This window comes from Carnobacterium sp. 1290_CSPC (genome assembly GCF_001053265.1).
Classification (GTDB): Bacteria; Bacillota; Bacilli; order Lactobacillales; family Aerococcaceae; genus Aerococcus; species Aerococcus urinaeequi.
In genome coordinates this window covers 42,957-53,884 of record NZ_JVVG01000002.1, presented here as the reverse complement: position 1 = coordinate 53,884, position 10,928 = coordinate 42,957, and the positions used below count along the sequence as shown (strand labels likewise).

The 10,928-nt window shown below is 41.1% G+C and carries 12 protein-coding genes; 2 read left to right on the top strand and 10 right to left on the bottom strand.

Annotation, left to right across the window (positions count from 1 at the left end; genetic code table 11):
* Positions 1 to 1,148, top strand: a 1,148-nt coding sequence (locus AC973_RS00270; protein ID WP_048725696.1) for an IS256 family transposase, incomplete at its 5' end; no start/stop codon positions are given.
* 357 nt (positions 1,149 to 1,505) lie between these two features.
* Here the strand turns inward: AC973_RS00270 and AC973_RS00265 are convergent.
* Positions 1,506 to 1,970 carry a glutathione peroxidase gene (locus tag AC973_RS00265; RefSeq protein WP_048725692.1) on the bottom strand — a complete coding sequence of 155 codons (465 nt, stop codon included), beginning with the start codon at positions 1,968 to 1,970 and terminating at the stop codon, positions 1,506 to 1,508.
* Between the two features lie 598 nt (positions 1,971 to 2,568).
* Between AC973_RS00265 and AC973_RS00260 the strand changes: the two genes are divergently transcribed.
* Positions 2,569 to 3,291, top strand: a complete 723-nt coding sequence (locus AC973_RS00260; protein WP_048725688.1) for a GntR family transcriptional regulator — start codon at positions 2,569 to 2,571, stop codon at positions 3,289 to 3,291.
* Here AC973_RS00260 and AC973_RS00255 read toward each other — a convergent pair.
* The 9 genes from AC973_RS00255 to AC973_RS00215 form a co-directional block, all read right to left on the bottom strand.
* Complete coding sequence (locus AC973_RS00255) at positions 3,288 to 3,482, bottom strand: hypothetical protein (RefSeq protein WP_048725685.1); 195 nt, start codon at positions 3,480 to 3,482, stop codon at positions 3,288 to 3,290. The genes AC973_RS00260 and AC973_RS00255 overlap by 4 nt on opposite strands.
* Before the next feature lie 489 nt (positions 3,483 to 3,971).
* The gene (gene hisIE / locus AC973_RS00250) at positions 3,972 to 4,610 is read right to left on the bottom strand and encodes a bifunctional phosphoribosyl-AMP cyclohydrolase/phosphoribosyl-ATP diphosphatase HisIE (RefSeq protein ID WP_048725679.1); all 639 of its coding nucleotides are present in this window, start codon (positions 4,608 to 4,610) and stop codon (positions 3,972 to 3,974) included.
* Between the two features lie 3 nt (positions 4,611 to 4,613).
* Positions 4,614 to 5,360 (bottom strand): imidazole glycerol phosphate synthase subunit HisF, encoded by a 747-nt coding sequence (gene hisF / locus AC973_RS00245; protein ID WP_048725676.1) that lies wholly within the window; start codon positions 5,358 to 5,360, stop codon positions 4,614 to 4,616.
* Between the two features lie 3 nt (positions 5,361 to 5,363).
* The gene (locus AC973_RS00240; protein WP_048725673.1) at positions 5,364 to 6,062 is read right to left on the bottom strand and encodes a HisA/HisF-related TIM barrel protein; all 699 of its coding nucleotides are present in this window, start codon (positions 6,060 to 6,062) and stop codon (positions 5,364 to 5,366) included.
* Positions 6,063 to 6,225: 163 nt separating this feature from the next.
* On the bottom strand, positions 6,226 to 6,804 hold the full coding sequence (hisB, locus tag AC973_RS00235) for an imidazoleglycerol-phosphate dehydratase HisB (protein ID WP_048725669.1): 579 nt from the start codon (positions 6,802 to 6,804) through the stop codon (positions 6,226 to 6,228).
* Positions 6,794 to 7,834, bottom strand: coding sequence for a pyridoxal phosphate-dependent aminotransferase (locus tag AC973_RS00230; RefSeq protein ID WP_048725665.1), 1,041 nt, complete (start codon positions 7,832 to 7,834; stop codon positions 6,794 to 6,796). Before AC973_RS00230 ends, hisB begins: the two co-directional genes overlap by 11 nt.
* A gap of 3 nt (positions 7,835 to 7,837) precedes the next feature.
* Complete coding sequence (gene hisD / locus AC973_RS00225) at positions 7,838 to 9,088, bottom strand: histidinol dehydrogenase (RefSeq protein WP_048725662.1); 1,251 nt, start codon at positions 9,086 to 9,088, stop codon at positions 7,838 to 7,840.
* Entirely contained in the window at positions 9,089 to 9,697 is a 609-nt protein-coding gene (gene hisG, locus AC973_RS00220) for an ATP phosphoribosyltransferase (RefSeq protein WP_048725658.1), read from the bottom strand.
* Positions 9,694 to 10,500, bottom strand: a complete 807-nt coding sequence (locus AC973_RS00215) for an ATP phosphoribosyltransferase regulatory subunit (protein WP_016896651.1) — start codon at positions 10,498 to 10,500, stop codon at positions 9,694 to 9,696. Before AC973_RS00215 ends, hisG begins: the two co-directional genes overlap by 4 nt.
* Positions 10,501 to 10,928 lie beyond the last annotated feature (428 nt).

Sequence of the window (10,928 nt, the reverse complement as noted above, 5' to 3'; positions counted from 1 at the left end):
ACAACGAAGAGGTTCAAAGTATTATTGAACATTCGGTAAAAGATGAAGTTTCTAAAAAAATTTTGACCACTGTTTTCAACCAATTGATGGAAAATCAACGAACAGAATATATTCAAGCCGATGACTATGAACGTTCAGAAAGTCGTCAGAGTCAAAGAAATGGCTATTATGAGCGAGACTTTACGACTCGTGTGGGCACACTCGAATTAAAAGTGCCTAGAACACGTGATGGTGAATTTTCACCGACGGTGTTTGAGCGTTATCAGCGAAATGAAAAGGCACTGCTCGTTTCAATGCTTGAGATGTATGTTTCAGGCGTTTCGACACGTAAAGTTTCAAAGATTGTTGAAGAGCTATGTGGAAAATCGGTATCGAAATCTTTTGTTTCTAGCCTGACTGAGCAGTTAGACCCGATGGTCAACGAATGGCAGAACCGTTTACTCTCAGGTACGAGTTATCCTTATCTGATGACTGATGTTCTCTACATAAAAGTCCGTGAGGACCATCGAGTGCTTTCTAAAAGCTGCCATATTGCGATCGGGATAACAGAAGGTGGTGATCGTGAAATCATTGGCTTCATGATCCAAAATGAAGAAAGTGATGACACATGGTCCATCTTCTTTGAATACTTAAAAGAACGCGGTCTACAGGGGACAGAACTCATCATTTCTGATGCCCATAAAGGCCTAGTGTCTACAATTCGTAAGTCATTTACCAACGCAAGTTGGCAGAGATGCCAGGTCCATTTTTTAAGAAACATCTTCAGTTCCATTCCAAAAAAGAATTCAAAACCGTTTAGAGAAGCAGTAAAAGCGATGTTTAAGTTTACGGATATTGAACTCGCTCGAACAGCTAAGAATGCCTTAGTCGGTGAATATATCGACCAGTCTAAATATACAAAAGCTTGCGAAACATTGGATAATGGCTTCGAAGATGCCTTTCAATACACGGTTATCGGAAATGGTCACAATCGGCTAAAAAGCACCAACCTTCTTGAACGACTGAACCAGGAAGTCCGCAGAAGAGAAAAGATTATTCGGATTTTTCCCAACCGAACGTCTGCCAATCGATTAATCGGAGCTGTCCTTATGGACCTCCATGACGAATGGCTCAGTTCTACAATAAAATATATTAAGTTTGATCAATGAGTGACCGGTAAAACATTGTATAGTATTTTACACAGGATTATGGACTTGACTACAAGAAAGAAATGATGGCTCACTAACCTAGAATATAATGATTCATATTTACAGATAAACAAAATACCTAGTGTTTTTCTAAACTCCCAGGAGTGCTAGCCAATTAAAAGCCACTGGACCGCAAAAGGTGAGACAAAAATCGTTCAGGCTCGCAGTACTGGCGTAAATAGTTGTAGTGATGGCAGATCACGAAACCTATTTGCGAAGTGGTTTCTAAACTATATTGACTTGTTTTACCCATACATACACAAAAAGGAAGATCTACTTTTGACAGGTCTTCCTTTTTGATTTGTAGACGCTTATTCTCTACAGGTTATCTTGGATATCTGCTTCAATATCTGCGGGTTTTGTTGTTGGGGCATACCGTTTAATAAAGTTGCCTTGTCGGTCTACTAAAAATTTAGTGTAATTCCATTTTACTAGACCATTACCAGATGCTTTTTTCAGATACGAAAATAATGGTATTGTTTTAGGTCCGTTTACGGATACCTTATCGAACATAGGAAATGAGGTGCCAAATTTTAGTGCGCATGCTTCTGCAGCCCCTTTACCATCCTCAGGTTCTCGCATGAATGAATTAGAAGGGAATCCAAGTACCTTAAAGCCCTCACGTTGATATTTTTGGTGCAAGTCTTCAAGTCCTTCTAATTGAGACGCTAGTCCACATTTAGTTGCTGTATTTACAATCAACAACAAGTCCCCTTGATAATCCGCTAGGTTTTTATCTTGCCCATTAGCATCTTTTACAGTGTAATCATAGATAGTCATCATATTTCTCCTTTTTATAGTAGAAACGCTTCAAAGCCTTCTGTATCTTAGGCTAAATGATACGCCTTTTTACCTGTGAAAGCGAACAATCACGTTTATATATTGATTATTTATCATCAATGTGCAATGTGCTTTCGCTAGTTCTTGAGTTTTGCATCAATAATATTTGCTTGTACTAGTAACCACGTTACTAAAATTTATTAGCTTCTATCGTTAACTTACGTTATTAAGCCAAAGTCTGGAGCTTTCCTAGCATACCTTAGCAGTGAAAAAGGATGGTCTGACTATTCATTCTTTGGACTTCGGCCCTTATAGATTAAATAGTCAGCCAAGCCATTAGACCTTGGCTGATGAGTTTCCCACTGCTTTTGAGGAATGATAGGAAAAGTGTAATCCGAAGGCTTATATATGCAAAGTAACAAATACTAACACAAAGTTTAAGTCAATGGCTACCTGTTATCTTTTTATTATATAAATGATAAAGGAAAATTGAGAAACTTGGATTATATGGTGGTATCCATTTTTATACCCTAACTTTTTGCATATGTAAGAGCTTTCATGATATAATATATCAAATTCCTAAGAGAGAGGTTCTTTATATATGGCTAAATACGAAGAGGTAGCTGGCGCGTTGGTCCGCTACATCAATGAAAATGCATTAAATGCAGATGATAAGTTACCCAGTATCCAAGAAATGGTGGACTACTACCAAGTGAGTAAGAATACGGTATTATCTGCCTTAAATGACTTAGAGAAACAAGGGTTAATCTACCAAGTACGTGGTTCTGGCGTTTATGTCCGTGGTAATCAACGTAAGGGTTATATCAACCTATTAAACCTAGGTGGGTTTAATTCAACCTTGAGCCAATTTAAAATCGATTCTAAAGTTTTATCCCTTGAGTTAATTGCCCCAACTGATGAAGCGGTAGAAAATTTAAAAATTGACGACCCAGCAAAAACAAAGGTCTACCATGTTACGCGCATCCGCTATATCGAAGGTCGCCCCTTCTGTGTGGAAGAGTCTCATTTTGACAAGGATATTATCCCTTACTTAAGCGAAGAAATTGCATCGAATTCCATCTTCGACTATATTACAGAAGATCTGGAAATGCCAATTGGCTATGGTGACCACTTCTTGCGGGTTGGGAAATTGAAGGCTGAGCATGCTAACCATTTAAATTTAAGTGAAGGCGATCCTTGTTTAAAAACAGAGTCGATCTTCCATTTAAATAACGGGAAACCATTCGACTATTCAAAAATCACTTACCACTTTGAAGAAACACAATTCTTTATTCAAGGTGCCAGCACTCAATACCGTTATTAATTGAAATTGACCAAAGACAAAGGACGCGATTGGCTCACGTCCTTTTCTTTGTGCTTAAATGCTGTGGTTAATTGACCAGATAGGAAAATGGCTGGTGCCTTGCTGTTGGCTAACATTTGAAAAGTATGGCCGTCACCACAAGCGGGAATGATCGCTGTGGGAGCTTGTTTTAAATCTGCTAATAATGTCATTGAAAATCCTCCTAATCACTACTACAAGTCTGTTATATGGCTTACTAGTGACAATTTGATTCGTCTTATCTTTATTGCTCCTAGTTTTTACATATATTTTTAAGTTTTTAGTAAATAAAAAAAGCGCCCTTTGACTGGTTAAGTCAAAGGGCGCTTTCTGCACGGTACCACCTTTAATTTTTCTAATAGTTGGTTAGACTATTAGACTCACGTTGACGGGACATTCATCCGATCAACTGGCATTTTAACGGCAGCACCCGGTAAACACTCAACCACCCTTTAGGTGGATCGCATCTACAGCTCAAAGTCTACTTTTCAATTAGGGCTTGTCATACCTTCTCAACAATCGGTACTTTCTGTGCACAAGCGTCTAACTTACTTCTACTTCTCAACGCATCAACTTGTTTTATTTACTGACATCAGTATATTAAAATTTATGATAAGTGTCAACAACAATTTTAATACAATTCTAATATAATTCATTCTATCTTAATAATCTTCGATTTCTTTACGGACAGAATAGGTATGATATTGGCCGTGGCGGGTATTTAAGGCTGCTTCAATATCTGTTAATGACAGGCCTCTTTCAACCAATAAAACTAGCAGGTGGTAAAGTAAGTCACTGGTTTCAGATACCAATTCATCATTTCCTTGACCGGCCTGGGCATTTTTCGCGGCAATCACGACTTCCGTCATTTCCTCCCCGCATTTTTTAAGAATCTTATCCAAACCCTGTTCCATCAAGTAAGACGTATACGATCCTTCTTTAGGATTGCCCACTTTGTCGACCACCGTTTTTTCAAGGATATTCAAGTTGAAGAAATCATCCCCAAAACATGACTGGCTACCCGTATGGCAAGTTGGGCCAGTTGGGCGTACCTGTACCAATAGGGTATCTTGGTCACAGTCCACCTCAATTTTTACCACTTCTTGCAAGTTGCCTGAAGTTTCGCCCTTTTTCCAAAGACGTCCTTTAGAACGTGAATAAAACCAAGCTACGCCTTCACTTACTGTTAATTCGTAAGCTTCTTCATTCATGTAACCCAACATTAAGACTTGATTTGTCCGGTAATCTTGCAAGATAGCTGGGACAAGCCCACCGTTTTTGCCAAAATCAATTGCTGTCATTTACTAGTCAATCCCTTCTGCGATAAGTGCTGCTTTTAAATCTTCGATCGCTACTTCTCCCTTGTGGAAAATAGATGCCGCAAGTCCTGCCTCTAGGTTTGTTTGTTGGAACAAGTCAATGAAGTCTTGGATACCGCTCGCACCACCTGAAGCGATAATTGGAATCGAAACGGTCTCAGAAGCCAATTTCAAGAATGGCATATCAAAACCTGTGTAGGCACCGTCAGTATCAATTGAAGTGATTAGTAAGGCGCCAGCACCGCGTTCTTCACACTCTTTACACCATTCAAGGGCGTTAATGTCGATTTGCGTTTGACCTGCGTTAGTGTACACATAGTAGTCACCTTTCGCTTCATCATAAGCCATATCTACGGCAATCGTTACCGCATCAAAACCGAATTTGGCTACCGCTTCATTAATGAAGTCAGGATTTTTTACAGCCGCTGAGTTAATACCGACTTTGCTGGCACCTGCATCAAGAGCGTCTTGAATATCTTGAACGGAGGCAATTCCCCCACCAACAGTCAATGGAATATCAATAGCGTTGGCTACATCCGCAATCATTTGCGTACGTAATTGGTGACCGTCAGTCGTTTTCGTAATATCTAGGATGACTAATTCATCAGCACCTGCGTCTGAATATTTTTTGGCAAAATCAACGGGGTCCCCTAACTCTTTTACATCTACAAAGTGAACACCTTTGACTAATTTACCGTCGCGCGTATCTAAACATGGAATAATTTTTTTCATTTTTTACAGTCCTTCCCAAAAACTTGGATTCTGTGCAGCTTTCCCGACAATTGCTTGGTTTACGCCTTGTGCTTGGAGGGCATCTAAATCATGCCGGCTCCTCACACCGCCAGAAGCAACAACCTGATGTTTGGTGATACGTTGGATTTGACCCGTCTTCTCTACATTAGGCCCGGCTTCCATGCCATCTTTATAAATATCAGTATAGATAATTCCGGCAATATCTAAGTCGGCAATTTCATCAAGGTATTCTTGGATGTAGCGGCCGGATGCCTCTTTCCAACCATTGATATAAATCGCTTCATCTTTACAATCTAGACCAACATAGATACGGCCAGGATACTTAGCGACAGCTTCTTTTAACCAAGGCACATCCATGATGGCTCTTGTACCTAGAATGAAGTAGTCGATGCCTAATTTATCGTATAAATCGATAGTTTCTAAGTCGCGGATACCGCCACCGATTTCTAAAGGAATATCAGTTAGAGATTTTAAAACTTCAACAGTGTCACCTTCAACAGCCGCTTGTTTAGTAGCGCCAATCAAGTCTACCACATGAATTCTCGTCACCTGTGGGAATTGGCTATAGTAGGTCACCGCTTCGGCTGCTGACATTGGCATGACGACTTGTTTGTCATAGTCACCTTGTTGTAAGCGAACGCTTTTGCCATCAATCAGGTCAATGGCGGGGATAATTTCCATGGATAATTGCCTCCTTTTTTGTAAAAGTGATTTTATTTTACTTATGAAGCCAACGGCTTCTTTTTAAGCCTGTGTAGTAATCATTTATAGATCGTGTATTGAATATATATATATCAATCAATATCCAACGACATGCCACTTATTCTTGATCAAACACCCTGACTTATTGAATCAATCCTTTTGAGGATGGGACGCCGCCGTCTGTTTCTGTCAAAGCGATTTTTAGGGCGCGGGCAAATGCTTTAAAAATGCCTTCGATTTCATGGTGGGTGTTGCCGTTTTTCAATAGGTCAATATGTAGTGTCATGCGAGCGTTCATAGCTACGGCGTAGAAGAATTCTTTGACAAGTTCGGTATCAAAGGCCCCCACTTTTTCAGCTGAAAAGTTGGCGTCATAAACTAAGACTGGTCGGCCTGATAGGTCTAATACGACACGGGCTAAGGTCTCGTCCATGGGCAAAAAATATGATCCGTACCGTTCGTATGAAGGTTGGGCTTGGTAAAGGCCCCGAATAGCTTCACCCAGTAAAATCCCGATATCTTCAGTGACATGGTGGTCATCAACCCAAGTGTCCCCCTTGGCTTCAACATATAAATCAAGGCCCGAATGGAAGGTAAATAGGGTTAACATGTGGTCAAGGAAACCCACGCCAGTATTGATGGATGTTTGTTCAGACCCATCCGCCTTAGCCAAGCCCAGCTTGATTTGCGTTTCTAAGGTATTCCGCTCTTTAATCTTCAATTTGTTCCCTCCATGCTTTGATTGTTGCCTTTAACTTGGGATACTCAGCTGAATCGATTACCGAATATCGCGCCGCATTTGCCATTTTCCCATCTGCATACTTACGGCCAACGAAACCATTGTCCGCTAAATACTGGTCTAAATCTGGGACCAAATCGCCAAAGATAAACACAAAATTCGTTACGGACGGAATCACAGTGACTAGATCAGCAACCTGGTCAAAAGCTTCCTGCAATTCCTGCTTGATATCGCGTTGGTAATCCACCCACTCATCCAGTCGCTTGGTATCCTCAAACAGCTTGCTGGCAAGGTTTAGTGACACACTATTCATAGGATAAGGGTGGTTAATCTCCTTCAATTTGTCGAAACGAGGTCCCTGCCCAAAGGCGATACCAATCCGTAAACCTGCTACCCCATAAATCTTAGATAGGGTCCGAATAAATAAGACGTTGTCATTATCTGGCCGTTGATAGTCCTGGCCGAATTCAATATAAGCTTCATCGATCACAAAAGTCATATCCCGACCTGCCGTTTCATCCGCCAATCTTTGTAAAAATCCCTCAGAAAACTGCTGGCCCGTAGGATTTTGCGGGTTAGACAAGAAGAATAAAGACGGCTTAAATTCATCTAAAGCGCTGATAATTGAGTCTAAAGTAAAAGTGAAGTCCTTTTCACTCTCTACCTGGAAAAAGGGGAAGCCCAACTGGTTGGTATAATCCTGATACATAAAGAAATCAGGATCAACTGCCAAGACACCCCCGCGGCCAAACTGGATAATCAATTTCTGAATCCACTCATCTGACCCGTTACCAACAGCCACATTCTTTGGATCAAGACCGGCGTAATTTGCATACGCCGCGATGAAATTAGCTTCTTCGTCTTCAGGATACTGGTTAAAAGGGGTGGCCAAGACCGCATCCACAATATCTTGATCTGATAAGGGACGAATTGGAGAGGTGTTGCGGTTCATGATTACCGTGTCACCTTCTTGATTCACTTCAATCGTTTTTAAATAATCCTCGGTTTTCATAGCTTACCCTTCCTTTCGAATGGCAATTGACTGAGCATGGCAATCCAGACCTTCAGCCTCAGCAATCGCTTGACCAGCTGGCCCAATAGCTTCATAGCTGGCTTTTGATGTATTAATAATGGCATGTGAAGTCCGGAAATCATTGGCGGTTAAACCATGCGAGAACCGGGCAGTCCGCCCAGTTGGTAAGACATGCGATGGCCCTGCCACATAGTCACCAATAGCTTCCATGGCGTAGTAGCCTTTGAAAACAGCACCCGCGTATTTGATTTGTTCAACAATCTCATCTTGAGCTGTATGTTGAATGGACACGTGCTCTGGTGCAATGTCATTCAATACGGCGATCAATTGCTCTCTCGTATCACAGATTGCATAATGATTGTTTTTAACTGAAGCTTCAATAATGTCCGCTCTTTTTTGGCTCGGCAACAAAACTTGCATGCGGTCGGCTATTTTGCCAAGAAAATCTTCTGACTCACATAAGAGGAAAGTCCGAGCGTCTTGGTCATGTTCCGCCTGGGCGAAAATATCGTAAACAATGGCATCAACCGGAATCGTTTCGTCCACATATAAGAGGATTTCACTCGGCCCAGCAATAGCATCAATCGATACATCCCCGTTGACCAACCGTTTGGCAGTCGCCACATAGGCATTCCCTGGACCACAAATCTTGTCTACTCTAGGAATCGTTTCCGTCCCGTAAGTCATAGCAGCAACGGCTTGTGCCCCGCCAATCGCATACACATTGTCTCGGATCCCACATAAGTATAAGGCTGCGAAAGTCACTGATTCTTCCGTGAAAACAGGCGTTGTCACTACCAAGTTTTCGACCCCCGCAACAAGGGCTGGCACAACCGTCATCAAAACTGTTGACGGGTACAAGGCCTTCCCACCAGGAATATAAAATCCTGCACTATCTAAAGCGTTGTAAACATAGGAAACTTCTTCCCCTGGTCGGTCCGGATGTAAACCACCGCGCTCATAAGTCTCAATCCGGTCTTTAGCCGTTTCTAACGCCCTTTGTAAGGCTGAGTCTAAGTTGTCCCAAGACGCCTTCAACCGCTCAGCTGACACTTTGAAATCTGCCGCATTTTGGTAAACCTGCTCATCAAATTTGTTGGTATAGTCAATGACTGCCTGGTCTCCACTAGCCTGAACCGCTTGAATCATCTCTTGCACAGCCACCAACCGGTTTAGGTCTACTGTCTCTTGATTTTTTGTGCTAAATGCCGTTTGAAATGCTGCTACATCCACTTATACCACCTCAATTTCTTGCATAAACTTGTAGATTTCCTTCTCTTTCGTATAGAATGACTGCTTGTTGGCAATCAGTCGTGCTTGTACCGGCAAAATAGTTTTGTACTCCTCTAGGTCATTTTCTTTTAACGTTGTCCCTGTTTGGACAATATCCACAATCGCATCAGCTAAGCCTAGAATCGGTGCCAATTCAACCGAACCGTTTAAAAAGATTAACGATACATCTTGCTTTTGTTGGTTAAAGTACTTGCGGGTAATATTTGGAAATGATGTTGCCACCACTTTGATATCTGATTCATCCAAGTTAGTAGGCCCGGCAATCGCTAGTCGACATTGACCAAATGGCAATTCAGACACATTCAAGACATTGAACAACTTTTCGGCAATCGTGTCAGAACCTACAACACCAAGGTCCGCAACCCCCTGCTCCACATAAGTAGGGACATCTTTTCCTTTTGCGAAAATGAATTTAACCCCGCCAACCTCACGGAAGAGATCACGACCACTATCTGTCAAGGCCTCCGCATAGTCATATAAATCCTTATCTGCTAAAAATTTATTGAAAGCCTTGTAAACACGACCCTTGGATAAAGCCACAGTAATCATAGAAATCCTCCTTTAGATAAATTCAATCCAATACCAAACCAGCCGTTAGCGTACTGTCCACCTGAGAAGATAGGTTTAGAATTCCCTTGTAAAAATGCTTGGAAATAAAAGCCGTTGTAGTATTTTTGCGGCGACCGGAATGATAAATCAAGCACCATTTTTGTGTTGCGTCTTTCAAGTGTCTCTTTCAACAAATGAATCACGGCCATCTCGTCCGTATCACCAAAGTCCTTCTTCACTAGGTCAAACTGCTCTGAAACTGGTTTAGCCATTAACTGGTAGAAATAATGGTCTTTACCAATGGTGTTACCTAGAGCCGACAAGTTCTTTTCAATTACATAGCCCTTAATTTCAGGACCAAAAGCAAATTTTTCAATGTATTTATCTAAAATTTCTTCGTTGTTTACAACAATCATATTGAAAGACGCTTGGCTCATCTGTTCAACGAAATCTAAATGCAGTTCAATGGTATTAGCCATTTGACTAGCACTTGGTTCCACTAATTCAACACCTGCTTGGTAAGTTGATTGGTGGTCTCTCACCATTGGACCATAGTATGCGAAGTTATCTTGTTTAAGATCGTAAGTCTTCATGTAATTTAAAATGGACCGAGTCCAGTCACTACGAATGGCATATAATTGCCCTTCCTTTTCAAATACAATGTTGCTTGGGTATTCGGCTTTGCCGTCCCCATCGAATGGTTCCACCATATTCAAATCAATTAATTGGAAACCAGCATTCGATACTGTTTCAAGATAATCTCTCGCTAATGAAATTCGTTGTAATACGTAAGATGTTGCCATGTTGTCCCTCCTTCAAAATATAAAATGTTATAAAAAAAACGCCCTCAATCCATCACTGGATCAAGGACGCCGAAACGTGTTCCCACCTTAATTCGTTATAAGTTCACACTTATAACCTCATTGACTAGTCTTTATCCGCTAGTCTGGCTATAACGGTGCCACCGGACTAAGTATCATTTAAGCAAAGGCGTGTCTTCATAGGGGACATTGTCTGTTCACAGCAACCACAGACTTTCTGGAAATGTTGATCCTATCTCTTAATCTTTACTGTCTCTCACTTGATTATACTCATAATAAAATGTCCAAATTAAAAAGTCAAGTGGTTTCTAATAATATTCTAATTTTAGAGCGAATAATTCTAAACCCTACGGCTTGCCTTTAAAATTTAGCCGTAGCCTCTAATAAAGATGAAGTGACTTTTTTATAAT

Bases quoted from the DNA above. Each gene is read 5' to 3' on its own strand.
- AC973_RS00255 (WP_048725685.1), bottom strand. From the start codon at position 3,482: ATGACATTATTAGCAGATTTAAAACAAGCTCCCACAGCGATCATTCCC.
- AC973_RS00265 (WP_048725692.1), bottom strand. From the start codon at position 1,970: ATGATGACTATCTATGATTACACTGTAAAAGATGCTAATGGGCAAGAT.
- AC973_RS00260 (WP_048725688.1), top strand. From the start codon at position 2,569: ATGGCTAAATACGAAGAGGTAGCTGGCGCGTTGGTCCGCTACATCAAT.
- AC973_RS00215 (WP_016896651.1), bottom strand. From the start codon at position 10,500: ATGGCAACATCTTACGTATTACAACGAATTTCATTAGCGAGAGATTAT.
- AC973_RS00230 (WP_048725665.1), bottom strand. From the start codon at position 7,834: ATGAAAACCGAGGATTATTTAAAAACGATTGAAGTGAATCAAGAAGGT.
- hisF (WP_048725676.1), bottom strand. From the start codon at position 5,360: ATGAAAAAAATTATTCCATGTTTAGATACGCGCGACGGTAAATTAGTC.
- hisG (WP_048725658.1), bottom strand. From the start codon at position 9,697: ATGATTACTGTGGCTTTATCCAAGGGTCGTGTTTACAAGGCTTTCAAT.
- AC973_RS00240 (WP_048725673.1), bottom strand. From the start codon at position 6,062: ATGGAAATTATCCCCGCCATTGACCTGATTGATGGCAAAAGCGTTCGC.
- hisIE (WP_048725679.1), bottom strand. From the start codon at position 4,610: ATGACAGCAATTGATTTTGGCAAAAACGGTGGGCTTGTCCCAGCTATC.